Genomic DNA, 15,185 nt, shown 5'->3' with positions numbered 1-15,185 from the left:
ACATCAACCCGGGTTGCCCGGCGGGATGCCCTTGGCCGCGGTGGAGCCGCAGAACTCCTCGATCCGCTCGTCCAAGCGCCGCGCTTCCATCGCGTCCTTGAAGGCCGGTGCCGCCATCCGTCTGCGCACACCGTTCAACCGTTCCTCGAGTTGCGCGATGCGCTTGTCCTCGTCGAGGCCGAGTACCGGATGCAGTGCCTCGGCCGCCCCGTCCAGACTGCCGTTGATCAGGTGAGCGGCCGCGCAGTCCACCCTCGCCAACGACTCCGCGCCATAGGAGCGCTGCTCGGCGGGCCCCTTCGCATACAGCTCGATGGCCCGCTGGGTGGCACTCAGCGCGGCCTGCGCCTGACCGAGGTGGATGTAGGTGGCCCCCGCGTAGTAATTGGCCTTCGCATCGTTGAAACCGAAGACGCCTCCCACCTCGTCGTGCAGCGCGTCGGTCGTGCCGATCTCGGCGGCATCGGCGGCGGCCCGGACGCATCGATCGGTGTCGGCGCCGCTGCCCAGCGAGGACCAGATCCGCGCCTCGATATTGAGTAGTCGCACCTGCGCGGTCGCCGACTCGGCGAACTCCTGCCCGCTGCGCGCGAGCTGGACCGCCCGGCGGGGGCGTTGCGACCAGTACTCGATCAGCGCGTGCATGCCGCGGGTCCAGGCACGAAGTCCGTTGTGTCCGCAGAGTTCCGCGTAGGCCCACGCCGCCCGCACCTGTTCGCCCGCGGCGTCGTAATGACCGAGATCGGTGCTCGCGTTGGCGAGCAGGCCCGAGAGGGTGCCCGCCAGCAGATAGAGATGGCTGGTATCGCGGGGCCGCTGATGGCCCTCCAGCAGCCGGTACACCCGGCGTCGCACCCGCAACATCTCCACCATCATCGGGACCGGCGGGATATGCACGTAATCGTTCGCGATGCGCGTGACATCCGCGTCGAGTTGTTCCAGCGTGGTCGCACCGACATTGGTGCTCTCGGCCTGGCCGGCGTGCTCGCTGGCCTCGTGGGCAGCCGCCATGATCAGATCCCTCTCCGAAATCGCTGCTAGCGCCGCACCTCTCAGCGCACCGGCGTCTATGAGAGCCAGCAGGTCCGCGTCGCTGCGGTACGGGCTCGGCGCCGAGGCGTCGCGCCGCGCATCGAAACCCGGCGAGCAGCTTCGACCTGTCACCAGCTGATCGATCACCGGCTGATCGATCAGGGCCGCGAACCGCGCCCGCACCACTTCGTCGGACCTGGCCAAAGACGTATCCAGAGCGGCCTGATTGATCGGTCGCGGATGGACCCGGACGCCCCCGGCCTCCCACTTGGACACCAGGCGTTCGTGTACTCCGAGATGGGCGGCGAATTCCCTGAGGCTCATCCGCTTGGCATCGCGAAGGGCTCGGGTCTCTCTACCTGACCAATGCCTGACCACGGTGTCATCCCTTCCGCACGGATTCACTCCAGAGTACGAGGGGTTTGTGAGCAGAGCCACAGTTGAAATGCGGCCTCTATCAAAGGCAGCGGAAAGGCAGCAGAAGGTGGGCGCGAAGGCGATGCCGAATCACCAGGCGGGACGGGACCATTGAGGGGAAGGCAAGGAGTTCGTCGTGAATGTCGAGAAGCTCAGGACCGTGGACGATTGGGTGGCGTTCTATCGGCACGAGCTCGGGCTACCGGTCACCGAGCGTGGTGGCTTCGTGATGCTGCCGGTCACCGGGCGGGTCTGCGTCGTTCACCTGCCGACCGCACGCGCCGAAAAGGTGCGCGCCGCACTGGAACAACAGGGTATGAGGGGTCCCATGTTGGCCAGACAGATCCGATGGAGCTTCCTCGCCGAACCGGACAGCCGACCGGGGCCGCAGCTGCTCGAGGTGCTCAATCGGCTGGATATCGGCCTGCCCGCCGTCGGCAGTGCCGTGATGTTACCGACCGGCCTAGGCCGCTGGACCCGGGAAGGGTGCTTCTGGGTCAGTGCGCCGAGCCGCGGTGACACGCTTCCGCCGCTGACCGTCATCCTCACTTCGGCGCTGGCGGCGGGAGCGGGCGGCGGGGACTGATCACCTCCGCGATCAGTTCCCGCTGCCGCCGCCGAAACAGGTTCCCGCGCAGTCGATGAGGCGCAGGCGGCCCTGGCTCAGCGTGTTTCGGCGGCGTCGACCGCCGCAGCCGGAATCGGGAAGTTGAGGTAGGACCGCGAGGGTGTCGGCCCGCGCTGGCCCTGATATTTCGAACCCGCGACGGCGCTGCCGTACGGATGCTCGGCCGGGCTGGTCAGCCGGAGCAGGCAGAGCTGGCCGATCTTCATGCCGGGCCACAGTGTGATCGGCAGATTGGCGACGTTGGACAGCTCCAGCGTGATGTGACCGCTGAAACCGGGGTCGATGAAACCGGCGGTTGAATGGGTCAGCAAGCCGAGCCTGCCCAGACTCGATTTGCCCTCCAACCGACCGGCCAGGTCGTCCGGCAGCGTGCACACCTCGAGCGTGGAGCCGAGCACGAACTCGCCGGGATGCAGCACGAACGGTTCCCCTTCGTCCGGCTCGACCAGGCTGGTCAGTTCGTCCTGCCGTTGCGCGGGGTCGATGTGGGTGTAGCGGGTGTTGTTGAACACCCGGAACATCCGGTCCAGGCGCACGTCGATACTCGACGGCTGGATCAGGTTCGCCAGCAGTGGCTCGACGCCGAGACGCCCAGCGGCGATCTCCGCACGGATGTCACGATCGGAAAGCAGCACGCCGACGAGCGTAGCGTCTGCTCGTCCTGGCACTTCAGCCCGGCGACATCGGCGCGATGGTCGAGGCTTCCGGCGGTGCGAGGCCCCCGTTAACCTCCAGCGTCCGCAGTGGCACCGTGGAGGGGTGACCTCCCGACGGATTTTCACCGCAACTGGGGTGCTCACTGTGTTACTGATGGTGTGCACCGCCGCTCTCACCGTGGTCGCGCTCGGCGACGATGGGCACGGCGGAATCGACCGAACCATCACCGCCTGGGCCATCGCACACCGCGACGGGGTGCTGACGCCGATCGCGGTAACGGTGAGCGTGCTGAGCGGCACCGTGGCCATGACGACACTGGCTACCCTGACCTGCCTCGGTCTCGGCCTGCGACGACGTTGGTCCGCGGCGGTGCTGGTCGCGGGTGCGGGCCTCGGGGCCGTACTCCTGGTCCGCATCGGCAAAAGCCTGGTCGGCCGGGCTCGCCCACCCGTCGAGGACCACCTCATGCCGGTGACCGGCCTGTCCTATCCATCCGGGCACAGCGTCGGCTCGTTCGTCGTGATCAGCGTCGTCGCGGCGGTCGCCCTGCCCAGCCTGCGCCGACCCGCGCTGCGCATCCTCACCGTGACCGCAGCCGCGGTCTTCATCGTCGCGGTGGGCTTGTCCCGCATCTACCTGGGCGTTCACTGGGCCACCGACATCCTGGGCGGATGGTGTGTCAGCGCCCTCTGGGTCATCGCCTGCCTGACCGTTTACCGCATCCGAGTTCCGATTACCGCCGCAGGCGCGACGAGCACCGATGACGTGCGGCATTCGGTTTCGACGCCCGGCGATCACTCCGCCGACATGGGGAGCGCTGCCTGATCCTCTGCCTGATGGTCTACCGCACGGACCGTCCCCGCGGGCGCGAGGAGCGCACCCAGTGCGCGGGCGATGGCCACGCGCCGCTGCTATGGTCCACGCGGGCGCGAGAAGCGCACTGGTCGCCGCTCATCCGATTCATGCTCGACAAATTTCGCCCGTCGGCGCGGGCAGCGCAGCCGGTATGTTCCCTCCACGATCAGCACGATGCCGGTCAGCGTCGGAGACTTGTCGGTACCACCGACGAGCCGGACGCTATCCGTTACTGATCTGCGCTGTCCCGGTTCCCTCGTCCGGCTGTTCAGCGAACATTTCCACAAGAGCCGAGGCTGTGAAGGCCACCGCCCGATCATCGTCGCGGGCCAATTGCTGCAGCATGTCCAGCGCGATGCTCCCTGGCAGCTCGCCGAGCGCCTGAGTCAGGCGTACCCGCACCGCCGAGTTCGCGCTGTGTGCGGTGAGCTCGTGGATGAGCGCATTCATGATCCGGTCTGTCCACCTCGTGTCCCGCGCCAATGTTCCCAAAAGCTCGGCTGCCTCGACATCGTTCGGGCCCTCGACCACCGTGCCGACAAGCGCCGGCACGGCCCGGGTCTCGCCCCGGGCAGCGAGTGCCAGAGCAGCGTGTCTGCGTACCGTCGGGTCCGCGTCTTCGAGCGCGTCGGTGAGCGCCGCGGTCGCCTCGTCGCCTGGTAGCTCGGCGAGCGCCGCGACCGCACGCCGCCGGACTTCGACGACGTCCGAGCTCATGCCGGATGCCACGCTCGCCACACCGTCGCCGCTGGCGCGCGCGAGGGCCCATCGCAGGGCCCCGGCAACGTTCGGATCGGATTCGGCGAGGACGGCCTGCGCCAACAGCTCGACGGGCGCCGGCACGTCCTCGGCCGGGGCCAGGATGGCCTGCTGCCGCCGGGCGGCATTCGGCGAACCGAGTCCGTGCAGGAGCTCGACGATGCGCAGGACGTCTTGCCAGCCGGAGGGCTCAGCCGCATCGACCGTGCGGAGCCGCTCGAGGAGTTCCCGCTCCCGGTTCAGTCGCTGTTCGGTCTTGCGAATGAGGTCGCCGACCAGGTTGGCCGGGGTGAATCCGGGATCTTCGAGAGCACGTCTGATTTGGCTGAGTGACAGTCCCAGGGAACGCAGCCCCTCCACGTGAAAAATTTGTCGGATATCCGCCAGGGAGTATTCCCGGTAGCCACCGACGGTGCGGCCGGTCGGCCGTACCAGCCCGAGGGCTTCGTAGTGCCTGAGCATCCGGGCACTCACCCCCGAGCGGCGCGCCACCTCGCCGATCAGCACGCAGCCGGCTCCTGGTCCGGACCGAGCGCGACGACCCGTCTCGCCGCATCGACGGCCAGGTCGAATCCGGCGTCGGGGTCGCGCAGGAGCCGCTGCGTGGCACCGGCATGCGCGCGCACCGCCGGATCGTGACTGGCCATCGCCGTCCGCAGGACGGGGTCGACGACATCGCCGAGCGCGACAAGGGCGCGGCTCAAACTCAGCTGTACCTCCCGGTCGCCGCGGCTGAATTGCCTGGCCAGTTCCGCGGCCAGCCCGTCCTTCTCGCCCTCCGGCACGAGAACCACGGCCGCACGCCAGGCACTGCGCGCGACCTCGTCGTCCGCGTCGTGCAGCAACGCCCGCGTGATCGCCGACCACGCGCTCTTATCCCCGATCTTGGACAGGGTGTGCAACGCTTGGCTGCGCGCCTGAGCGTGCTCGGAACGGAGTTCGGCGCGGAGTTTCGCAACCGTGATCCCCGACGGGAAACGGGTCAGCGCCCACGTGAGCATGTCGCGCACAAAGAAGTCCGGCTCGATCCCGCACCGTTCGATCAACGCATCGACGAAACCGGGCTCGGGACGCGTGCCGGCCTCCAGGGCCGCCGCGAGGCGCGTCGACGAGTTCGCCGCGGCCAACGCGGCGAGTAGTCGCGTGTGCTGTTCATTCCTGTGTGTCGAGTTGATGGGAACCACCTCCGACAGCCAGTGAAGACGTTGTCACAGTGACAATGTCAAGTGCGCGGGCGAAACGCCATGGACGGGGGCGTACCCCACGGATCGGCCGAGATCGGCGCTGTGCCACAGTCCTCGGTTGATCCACGCGCGTAGGGGACGGAGTACACAGTTGCTGATCGTGATACCGACACGAGTGTTGGGATTCATCGAAATCAGGGTCTGGGCCTTGTTTCTCGGAATCACCGCAGCCATCTTGCTGTTCGTCAACGTTCCGCATGTCCTCGACCCGGAGGGTGGCACCGCGGCCCCCACCTGTGACGGACAAACCATGTCCCAAGGCGATTTCTGTCGGGCAGCCGGGGGTCCGCGAGGTCTCAGTTACGACGAAATGCATTAGCGGGACAAGGACAACAACCACGACACAGCTGTTATATGGACCATCGCCGGCACGGGCGGGGTAGCTGTCGCGCTCCTGTTCCTCGTGCCGGTGCGGAGCCGGAAATCGGCGGCCCGCTCGGGCAAGAGGCGGACCTCTGCCCGGACGGGGCGCACAGCACGGCCGCCACGGAATCGGTGAGCATGCAGCGCTGCTGGTCGGACGAACCGCCCGATAGCCTCAATCTTTCGCGTGGCCGAGGTGCTGACCTAACCGGGCTTGCGGCCGTTTACGTCACAAGCTCAGACCTCCGACGGCTGATGGCCCCCGTTATCCGTGTACGCCTCTTCGCGGAAGAACCCGAGTGCGCGCATGACCGGGAAGTCGTTGAACGAGAACAGACAGGCGTCATCGGACCGGCTCGCGTTCGCGTGCTCATGCCAGGCCCAGGAGGGCACGCAGAAAATATCGCCCTCGGTCCACTCGAACCGCTGGCCATTGATGACAGAGGTGCCGCTGCCCTTGGCCACGGTGTAGATCTTCGAGCCGACCTGCCGATGCGCGAGAGTCGCCTCACCCGCGCGTAGCAACTGCATGTGCGCGCTCATCGTGGGCATGACCGATCCGCCGGTCAGCGGGTTGCTGTATTCCATGATGATGCCGTCGTACGGCGAGCCGTCGGTCACCTTCGCGGCGTTGAGCAGAGCTTCGTAGGTGGTTGCCCAGGGGTAGGCCAGCAGCGGCGAGTGGTTTTTGCTCCAGGTATCGCCGAAGGGCCGCAACTGCCCGGCACCGTAGATCGACAGGGACGAGTTCACCATCCCTTCCTGCTTCTGGTACACGTCCGGGTGGACTTCGTAGAACGGCGCGTCCAGGGCGTTGACCAAAGGGATGTCCAGGCCGTCTTGCCAGATGACCGGGCCGGACGACTCCTCGCCCCCGTTGCCGTGCTCGTGCCAGGTCCAGTTCGGTGTGATCGCGAAGTCCCGCGGGCCGACCTCGAGCTTCTGGCCGTCGACGATTGTCCACGCGCCGGTTCCCTCGAGGACGAACCGCAGTGCGGCGGCCTGGTGGCGGTGCGCGGTCATCGCCTCGCCCGGCGCCATGACCTGCAGACCGGTGTACAGGAACCCGACCGTCGCGGCGATATCGCGCCGCTGGGGATTGTAGAGAGCGACCACGCGCCGGCCGGCGTCATCGCCACTGACCAGTCCGAGCGCCTCCAGCACCAACGGGCGCAGATCCTGGTAGCGCCAGTGCATCGGGATCGACTGGGGCTGGGGATACCACGGCTCGATCTTGTTGGCGATCGTCCACAGCGCACCGGCCTCGAGCTCTTCGAGACGCTTGTAATAGGCACGCAGTTCAGCGGTATCGCGCACCCGCGCCCGGCCGAGGACATCATCACTCGGATTCATTTCTCGCTCCTTGCACATCGGAGATTCGATCGCCGGACGCCGGAGCCTGCGCTTCGGATGGCCGACGCATCAGATCACTGCTTCTCGAGCAGTTCGCGCAGGCGAGCAGCCGCCTCCGCATGGAAACCCTCGACGGTGCTCAACAGGTGAGCTTCGAGGGCTTGATAGGCCTCGACCGGGTCGCGGGCGAGGCACCGGTCGAGGATCAACTCGTGCTCGCGCCGGCGGTACTCGACCTGGACCGGGTCGGCCAGCGCCCCAGCCCGGTACCGCTCGCTGTTATGCCAGGTAGGTCCGATCGACCGGAACAGCCACGGCGAGCCTGCCGCTCGGTAGACGGTGAAGTGGAAGTCTTCGTGGGCCTTCCGAGCACCGGCTTGATCATCGAGGCGAAGGGCCAGCTGCTGGGCGTCGAGCGCCTCGCGAGCCGTGCGAGCGGTGTCCGTGTCGAAATTCTGGGCGGCCTGCTTGACCAAGGCGCCCTCGAGCACGATTCGGGTGAGGTAGGTATCGATGAGATCCTCGTCGGTCAACGACCGCACGCGCGCACCACGATGCGGTTCCACCTCGATGATTCCGGTGGCCTCCAGCTGGCGGATAGCCTCGCGGACGGGCATCATGCTCATCCCCAGGTCCTTCGCCAAGTGCTGGAGGGGCAGTGCGGCGCCGGCGGGAATCGAGCCGTCGAGGATGGCCGACAGGATCGCGTTGTACGCCTGGTCGGTCGTGGTGGTCCGGGCGGGTGCACGCAGTGGGCGCGTCTGCATCAGTAACTTCCGTTCAGCAACTCTCCGGCGTCGGGTACCACCGGCTTCAGATCGAGAGCCTTCAGGATCTCGTATGTGGTGGCGACGGCGGCGGAGACCACTGGTTTACCGATCCGATCCTGGACGGCCTGGATCGCGGCGAGTGAGGGCATCTGGACGCACGCCGACAGGATCACCACGTCGGCGGCACTGTGGTCGAGCCGGTCGACGACGGCGTCGAGAGCCATCGGATCCTGGCTGCCCACCTCGAGGTTGTCCGGGATCTCGAGCGCGATGTGGTCGGTGATCGTGTAGCCCTCGTTGCGGATGTAGCCGACGACCTGCTCGGTCAGCGGTTTCAGATAAGGCGCGATGAGCGCCGCGCTGCGGGCTCCGAGTGTGCCGAGCGCGTTGACCAGAGCGCCGGCGCTGGTGACCACGGGGGCCGACGAGCCGTTCTCCCGGGCCCGGCCGGCCAGCCGTTCCTGTGAGACGCAGTGGTAGCCGTGCCCGCGCGACATGATCGCGACCAGACACGCATACGCGAACACTCCCACATCGGCGTCGGCGAGCTCTGCCGCGCAGCGGTCGGACTCGTCGTCCATGGCCGCCAGCTCCTCGCTGGTCACCGACTTCATCCGCATCCGCGAAGAGTGGAACGTGAACCGATCCGGCTCGATGCGCTCGCGGGCGCGCAGCATCGCGGGAATCTCGGTCTCCATGGTGATGTTGGAGCTCGGGACGATCAGTCCGACGCGGTGAACCTGACCGGACATCGTCAGACCGCCTCGACCGGGTTGGACAGCGTGCCGATGCCCTGGATGCGTGCCTCGACGAGGTCACCCGGCTGCAGGAACTGTGGCGGATTCTGGGCCGCGCCCACACCTTGCGGTGAGCCGGTGGCGATGACATCGCCCGGCTCCAGGGTGACCCCCGAGGTGATGTCCTCGATCAGCTGCGGGATCGGGAACAGCATCTGCTTGCTGTTGCCGCTCTGCTTCTGCTCCCCGTTGACGAACAGGGCCAGGTCGAGCGTGTGCGGGTCGGGCAGCTCGTCGGTGGTGACGACGATCGGGCCCAAAGGCGCGTAGCTGTCCTGGCCTTTCGAGAAGAACCACTGCCCGGAGCGGCGCTGGTCGCGCGCGCTGATGTCGTTGAGAATGGTGTATCCGAAGACGTAGCGGTACGCGTCATCGCGGTCGACCGATCGCGCGGTCGAGCCGATCACCACAGCGAGCTCGCACTCCCAGTCCAGTTGCGCGGTCAACCGGGCGTTGTGCCGGATCGGCTCGCCGGGCCCCACGACGGCCGTGCCCGGCTTGCTGAACAGCACCGGACGCTCGGGGAGCTGCTCGTCGGTGTCCAGTGAGCGGCTCGATTCCTCGACATGCTCGACGTAGTTCAGCCCGACGCCGATCACCTTGCCGGGACGCAGGGGTGCGCGCAGTTCGATATCGGCCAGCGCGTAGGTGGTGCCCTCCGGCCACGACGTCCGGCCGCTGACGGACTCGCGTACGCGGTCGAGAACTTCGGGACCCGCCTCGATGAGCGCCCGCAGGTCGCCGGGCACGTCGAGTTCTCCGCTCAGCGCGGACCGAAGGTCGACCACGGCCGTGTCATCGTCGATGACCAGGCCGAGCCGGGAATCGGCGCCGGGGGCGGGTGTGAAGCTGGCAAAACGCATCGCTGCTCCTGAAGGATGGGTTGGTCGGGCCGAGTTCAGCTGAGGTCGAATTCGGCAGTGGGCGGCCGAGTCTCCGGTTCGTGGCCGGGGTCGGGCGTGAACACCAGGCCGGTTTTCGGCCGGCGGTCGAGGTGCAACTGGAGCACGTCGAAACGGTTGTAGTGGCCGATGATGTCGTGCATCTGCTTGGGTTGGATGCAGCGCCGGAGATCGATCTCCGCGTAGACGATGCCTTCCTCGTCGATCAGCGGCTCGCTGAGCAGCCGACCGTCCGGCCCGAAGATCCCACTGAAAGCACTGTGCTTGCGCTGCAATAGCTTTCGCGACTCGTCGTCGTGGGCCACGATGTCCACGATCTCCTCGCTGATCGCCGCACAGGACACGATCGAGAAGATTTTGCCCTCGAACGAGTGCGCGGCCGAGCGGACCTTGATCGCCTCGACCATGTCGTAATCGGCGGGCGCGACCGGCAATGCGATGTAGTTGGCTACGTGCACGGTCTCGCCCTGCGCGAGCAATGCGAAGCGGGCCAGCGTATTGGTGTTCTCGCCGCAGGCCAACGCCCCCAGCCGGCCGAGCTCGGTGTCGTACACGCGGAGGGACTGACCGTCACCGCCCGCCCAGGTGAGCTTCTCCGCCCAGGTCGGAACGAGCTTGCGGTGCACACCCAGCAGCGTGCCGTCGGAGCCGATGAACACCACGGAGTTGTAGAGCGTTCCCATCGAGTAAGGGTCACGCTCGTTGACGCCGATCACGACGGTGCACCCGGCGCGCCGCGCGGCCGCGCAGAGTTGGTCGATTTCCGGGCCCGGCACATCGATCGCGGCATCGAACAACCGCTCGAACCAGGGGCTTCCCTGGATCGGCGACATCGTCCAGTTCCAGTAGGGATAGCCCGGCACGAAGACTTCCGGAAAGGCCACCAGTTCGGCCCCCTCCGCGGCAGCCTCCGCGATCAGGGCACACGCTTTGGCCACGGTCGCAGCGGTTTCCAGGAACACCGGCGACGCCTGCACCGCGGCTGCGCGGAACCTCGGATAGTCCACGATGTTCGTCCTTTGCTCCGGCAGCATTGATCAAATCTCGTATGAAGATTACACTATCATTCGATTTGATCAAATTGCCATCTCAGGGGTGTTTCCGCAGCAGGTGGCCCCTGTTGGAAGGGAGGCGCGAGTGGAATCGAGCGTCGAGGCAGGGCGTTGCCCCGTGGAGCACAACTTCGACCCGATCAGTCCCGGGTATGTCGAAGACCCTTACCAGTACGTCGCGCAGTTCCGCGACCGCAACGACGTCTTCTTCGCACCACAGATCGGCTTCTATGTCGTGACCCGGTATGAGGACGTCGAGTCGGTCTTCCTGGACCCGGAGACTTTTTCCGCGAAGAATGTCCAGGACCCGCTGTCGCCGGTCGCGCCTCGGGCGGCGGAGATCATGAAGCGCCGATTCGGTTTGCAGCCCGCGACCTCGAACTGCGACCCACCCCGGCACACCTACATCCGTAAACACCTGACGCGAGCCTTCTCGCCGCGCCGGACCCGCGAGCTCGTACCCCGCATCCACGAGGTGGCCACCCAGCTGATCGACACCTTCGCCGCCGACGGGCAGGCGGACTTGGTCGGGCAGTACGCTTTCCCGCTACCGGCCTACACGATCTTCACGATGCTGGGCTTCCCGAACTCCGACGCCGAGATGCTCAAAAGCTGGTGCGGCGACAAGCTCGAGTTCGTCCACGGCCGGGCCAGCGAGGAGCATCAGGTCGCCGCCGCCGAGGCCATGTGCCTGTTCTGGGAGTACTGCGTCGATTTCGTCGCCCACCGCAAGCAGCACCCCGCCGATGACTTCACCAGCGATCTGATCGCGCAGCAGACCGGCGAGCCGGACCAGTTGACCGACGGTGAGATCGCCACGCTCCTGTTCCAGCTCGCGTTCGCAGGCCATGAGACCTCCACGAATCTCACCGTGAACCTGCTGCGCCGGGCTCTGGAAGACGGCGACGCCTGGCGTCGTCTGGTAGCCGACCACGCGATGATTCCCGCGGCGATCGAGGAGGCACTGCGCTTCGACTCCTCGGTAATAGCGTGGCGCCGGACCGCGACGCGGGACGTGGAACTCGGCGGCGTCACCGTGCCGGCGGGCTCGCGCCTGCTGCTGTCGTTGGCCTCGGCCAATCACGATCCGCGACGCTTCCCTGACCCCGAGCGCTTCGACATCACTCGGGAGGACGCGCACCGGCACTTGTCGATGGGACGCGGCATCCACTACTGCGTCGGCGCAACCCTGGGCAAGCTCGAGACCGCGATCATGGCCGAACATCTCGCCGAACGCCTGCCCGGGCTCCGCCTGCGGACGCACGAACCACTGCGGTTCCCGACCAATGCCAGCTTCCGAGGGCCGCGCGCACTTCCGGTCGAATGGGACCGATAACGCACGCAGCTAGAGGCCGGTGTTCCTGGCGAGCGCTGCTGCACCCTGAGCTGTATTTTCAGCGATTGCTCGGCCGGTCCGCCGAGGGGAGCCACCACCTCCGTGGTCGGTAGCGCGCCGATGTTCACCGCCGCTACGCGGAGCGGCGGGCGCCGGCGCGGCAGGACGCCGTGCTGGCGCTGAAGACCACGAACCATGATCTGCCCGGCACGTCCGAAGAAGTGAGCGAGCTTTCGGAGCTATGTGGCCCGATCCGGACTCCGGATCAACGGAGTTGACCGACAGAGCGCCTGGTCTGATAGAGTCGCGGACGCGCATAGCGCAGTGCCGATGTAGTTCAATGGTAGAACTTCTGCTTCCCAAGCAGACAGCGCGGGTTCGATTCCCGTCATCGGCTCTCCCACAGAAACAGGCCCTGACCAGCGCGGAGCTAGTTGGGGCCTGTTCTCGTTCTCGGCGTCAGCCAGCCTGAATGTCACGAGTTGTCACAACCTCACCCAAAGTCTTAGCCGCCTCTCCAAGCGCGTCGACCTGGGAATGGGTGTAGATCTTCGCCGTAATGCTCGCGTCGGCGTGACCCAGCCACGCGGCGATCACCGCAGCTGGATTCACGACGGTTGCCTGCTTTGGAAGGTGGCATATGGGCACAAACGGCACTGTGCGGGAGTGGGACCCCGAGCAGGGATGGGGAGTAATCGATTCCGTGGAGACTCCCGGGGGTTGCTGGACATCGTGGACAGTGCTTCCCGGCTCAGGCTGGCGGAATTTAGCTGCTGGGCAATCAGTGAAATTCGAGTGGCAGCGGGCCGACCAGGATGGATTCGGTTTCCGTGCCACCCGAGTGTGGGATGTCGAAGTCGGGACCGCCTCCAGCGCGGCGGCGACTCGACGGGGCTGTGCAACGTCCCAAGCTTGGGATATAGGTGCAGACGAGTCTGTCACTGAGGTCGGAGATGAACTGTAAGACAGTGCACCGGTCAGCGGCGCGTGGCTGCTGACACGACCTCTGTTGCCCCGGGAGACCAAAATGTTGCGGGTCTCCCCGGGCACAACAGGGGCCAGATCGGCTGCGCTGCTTTGGAGTAGGAGTCGGCGGGTGCGTGATCTCGTATCGCTGTCGGATCGTTCAGACGAGTTCGCCGGCAACGATCTCCGCGAGAGTGATGCGCCAAACCCGTTGCAGCGAATGGAAAACACCCGTCATGGACTCATGCGGCCGTTATATCCAACGCGACCGGCAACTGGCGCAGGCCAGCGGCCTCGGTGAGCTGCGCGGGCCGGGCTGCCCGGCCTCAGGCCGCGCCATTGCTTGGCTCCGTATGCAACCGGCGGAAGCGGCTGCCGTGGAAGACCAGCGGGTCCACGTCGGCGCGGGTGGCGATGCGGTGGACGCGGAGGATGACGACGGCGTGGTCGCCGGCGGGGACGTTGGCTTCCTGGACACCCTCGATCCAGGCGGAGGCGCCGTCGATGAATACGGCGTCACCGGAACCGCGGTGCAGTTGGATATCGCGGAAGCGGTCGCCCTCGCGGGCGCCGAGTGAGCGGGCGGCGGCCTGCTGGTCGGTGCCGAGCAGGCTCAGGCCGAGGTGGCTTGCGGCGGCGAGCTTGGGCCAGGTCGCCGAGGAATTCTGCACGCAGAACGAGACCAGCGGCGGGTCGAGCGATACCGGAACGAACGTGCTGACCGCCAGGCCCTGGGGGGTGCCGTCGATGTCGGCGCATACGGCGACGACGCCGCTGGGAAAGTTGGCGAACGCGCGGCGCAGGCTGGTGCCGTCGGCCGGAAGTTCGAAGAGGTCATGCATGGCTGGCAGCTTTCGAGCTATGAGTCAGTGCCTGGGCGACCGAACGCCACCGCCCACTGTACCGCCGATGAGGCCGTCCTCGGCGAATGTGCGGTCGGATCGATGGCGGCCTGGCAGCGCCGCAGTGGCGCTGCCAGCCCGTGCACCGGTGAAGTACCTTCGAACCGAAGCACTCGATCTCCTGCTGGAAGTGGAGGAAGCCGCCGAAGATCAGGGCGACGCCGAGCTGCTCCTTGGCGACGATCCGCTCATCGACCTGCGCGGGCGTGCCGATCAGCTGGGCGCGCAAGCCGTCGTTGTACTGCACCTGGTCGATGTCGCCGGTGACCGATCCCCCGCTGCCATTGGGCACCCAGTAGGCGAACTGGACCTGCTCGGCGGTCTTCTCCGTGGTCATTGCTGCTCCATGAGTTGCGGGCATAGCCGTTGGATCGGAGCCGGACGCCGCGCATGCGTCCAGCGCTCATTCACTCCAGCATCACGCCCTGGTCAGGACGAGGGTTTGAATCTCTGCGATCGGATCAGGCGTCACTGAGCGCGTTCGAACAGGCCGAACGAGCGGAACGGGATACGGATTGCTGCGATGTCACGCGGGGATGATGCGGTCGCTCGGAGAGTGTTTCGATCAACGAGAACCAATGGCGGTCGGTGAATCGGCCGGCACGTATTGTTCCACCCATGTCATTTGTCGTCGCCGACCTGACCGGAGACCGCACCGAGCAGTACCGCCAGCTCACCGCACAGGCCGCGGCGCTGGTGGCGGGCGAGACCGACCGCATCGCCAATGCGGCCAATCTTTCCGCATTGGTGTTCCATGCGCTGCCCGCGGTGAATTGGGTGGGTTTCTATTTCTACGACGGCGACGAACTGGTTGTCGGGCCCTTTCAGGGCAAACCCGCATGCGTGCGCATCGCACTGGGCAGAGGCGTGTGCGGCACCGCGGCACAAACGCGGAAAACTCAGCTCGTGCCGGACGTGCACGCTTTTGCCGGGCATATCGCCTGCGACGCCGACACGCGTTCGGAAATTGTCGTCCCGCTGGTCCGAGAAGGCGAACTCATCGGAGTATTCGACCTCGACAGCCCCCAACCGGGGCGGTTCGACGAAGTCGACCGTGCCGGACTGGAGTCGGTTGCCGAGATATTTCTTTCCGTCGCCGACGGTGGCGCGGTGTAGCTGAAGGCAGCTACCGAGACCATTGAGCGCTTGTGG

General features: G+C 66.5%; 14 protein-coding genes, 1 tRNA gene and 1 pseudogene. 5 read left to right on the top strand and 11 right to left on the bottom strand.

What is annotated here, in order from left to right; translation table 11 throughout:
- Positions 1-3: 3 nt before the first annotated feature.
- Positions 4-1,410, bottom strand: a complete 1,407-nt coding sequence (locus ACT86A_RS09335) for a helix-turn-helix domain-containing protein (protein ID WP_508104361.1) — start codon at positions 1,408-1,410, stop codon at positions 4-6.
- A 175-nt stretch (positions 1,411-1,585) separates the two neighbouring features.
- On the opposite strand from ACT86A_RS09335, the gene ACT86A_RS09330 reads away from it, so the two are divergent.
- The gene (locus ACT86A_RS09330; RefSeq protein WP_445091599.1) at positions 1,586-2,035 is read left to right on the top strand and encodes a hypothetical protein; all 450 of its coding nucleotides are present in this window, start codon (positions 1,586-1,588) and stop codon (positions 2,033-2,035) included.
- A 77-nt stretch (positions 2,036-2,112) separates the two neighbouring features.
- Here ACT86A_RS09330 and dcd read toward each other — a convergent pair whose 3' ends face one another.
- Positions 2,113-2,712, bottom strand: a complete 600-nt coding sequence (gene dcd / locus ACT86A_RS09325; RefSeq protein WP_445091598.1) for a dCTP deaminase — start codon at positions 2,710-2,712, stop codon at positions 2,113-2,115.
- A gap of 175 nt (positions 2,713-2,887) precedes the next feature.
- Here dcd and ACT86A_RS09320 point away from each other — a divergent pair, with 175 nt between their 5' ends.
- Entirely contained in the window at positions 2,888-3,559 is a 672-nt protein-coding gene (locus tag ACT86A_RS09320) for a phosphatase PAP2 family protein (RefSeq protein WP_445091640.1), read from the top strand.
- A gap of 252 nt (positions 3,560-3,811) precedes the next feature.
- Here the strand turns inward: ACT86A_RS09320 and ACT86A_RS09315 are convergent, their stop codons facing one another.
- The 7 genes from ACT86A_RS09315 to ACT86A_RS09285 all read right to left on the bottom strand — a co-directional run bounded on the left by ACT86A_RS09315 (position 3,812) and on the right by ACT86A_RS09285 (position 10,784).
- Positions 3,812-4,855, bottom strand: a complete 1,044-nt coding sequence (locus tag ACT86A_RS09315; protein ID WP_445091597.1) for a HEAT repeat domain-containing protein — start codon at positions 4,853-4,855, stop codon at positions 3,812-3,814.
- Positions 4,849-5,532: a HEAT repeat domain-containing protein gene (locus tag ACT86A_RS09310; RefSeq protein ID WP_445091596.1), complete on the bottom strand. Its 684-nt coding sequence runs from the start codon at positions 5,530-5,532 to the stop codon at positions 4,849-4,851. Before ACT86A_RS09310 ends, ACT86A_RS09315 begins: the two co-directional genes overlap by 7 nt.
- 660 nt (positions 5,533-6,192) lie before the next feature.
- Entirely contained in the window at positions 6,193-7,308 is a 1,116-nt protein-coding gene (locus tag ACT86A_RS09305) for a cupin domain-containing protein (protein ID WP_445091595.1), read from the bottom strand.
- A 74-nt stretch (positions 7,309-7,382) separates the two neighbouring features.
- Complete coding sequence (locus ACT86A_RS09300; protein WP_445091594.1) at positions 7,383-8,075, bottom strand: GntR family transcriptional regulator; 693 nt, start codon at positions 8,073-8,075, stop codon at positions 7,383-7,385.
- Positions 8,075-8,830 carry a maleate cis-trans isomerase family protein gene (locus ACT86A_RS09295; protein WP_445091593.1) on the bottom strand — a complete coding sequence of 252 codons (756 nt, stop codon included), beginning with the start codon at positions 8,828-8,830 and terminating at the stop codon, positions 8,075-8,077. Before ACT86A_RS09295 ends, ACT86A_RS09300 begins: the two co-directional genes overlap by 1 nt.
- 2 nt (positions 8,831-8,832) lie before the next feature.
- Complete coding sequence (locus ACT86A_RS09290) at positions 8,833-9,738, bottom strand: fumarylacetoacetate hydrolase family protein (RefSeq protein WP_445091592.1); 906 nt, start codon at positions 9,736-9,738, stop codon at positions 8,833-8,835.
- A gap of 35 nt (positions 9,739-9,773) precedes the next feature.
- Complete coding sequence (locus ACT86A_RS09285) at positions 9,774-10,784, bottom strand: carbon-nitrogen hydrolase family protein (protein ID WP_445091591.1); 1,011 nt, start codon at positions 10,782-10,784, stop codon at positions 9,774-9,776.
- Between the two features lie 130 nt (positions 10,785-10,914).
- Between ACT86A_RS09285 and ACT86A_RS09280 the strand changes: the two genes are divergently transcribed.
- Together ACT86A_RS09280 and ACT86A_RS09275 are read left to right on the top strand one after the other, a co-directional pair.
- Entirely contained in the window at positions 10,915-12,165 is a 1,251-nt protein-coding gene (locus ACT86A_RS09280) for a cytochrome P450 (protein ID WP_445091590.1), read from the top strand.
- A 326-nt stretch (positions 12,166-12,491) separates the two neighbouring features.
- Positions 12,492-12,562, top strand: a tRNA-Gly gene (locus tag ACT86A_RS09275).
- An 895-nt stretch (positions 12,563-13,457) separates the two neighbouring features.
- Here ACT86A_RS09275 and ACT86A_RS09270 read toward each other — a convergent pair.
- Together ACT86A_RS09270 and ACT86A_RS09265 are read right to left on the bottom strand one after the other, a co-directional pair.
- On the bottom strand, positions 13,458-13,973 hold the full coding sequence (locus ACT86A_RS09270) for a flavin reductase family protein (protein WP_445091589.1): 516 nt from the start codon (positions 13,971-13,973) through the stop codon (positions 13,458-13,460).
- Between the two features lie 151 nt (positions 13,974-14,124).
- A pseudogene (locus tag ACT86A_RS09265) lies at positions 14,125-14,286 on the bottom strand (dimethylsulfone monooxygenase SfnG); the annotation flags it as partial.
- A 365-nt stretch (positions 14,287-14,651) separates the two neighbouring features.
- On the opposite strand from ACT86A_RS09265, the gene msrC reads away from it, so the two are divergent.
- Complete coding sequence (gene msrC / locus ACT86A_RS09260) at positions 14,652-15,149, top strand: free L-methionine (R)-S-oxide reductase MsrC (protein WP_445091588.1); 498 nt, start codon at positions 14,652-14,654, stop codon at positions 15,147-15,149.
- Positions 15,150-15,185 lie beyond the last annotated feature (36 nt).

It is taken from the genome of Nocardia glycosmidis (genome assembly GCF_052545115.1).
The sequence above is the reverse complement of the archived record's forward strand: the minus strand, read 5'-3'. Positions and strand labels throughout refer to the sequence as shown.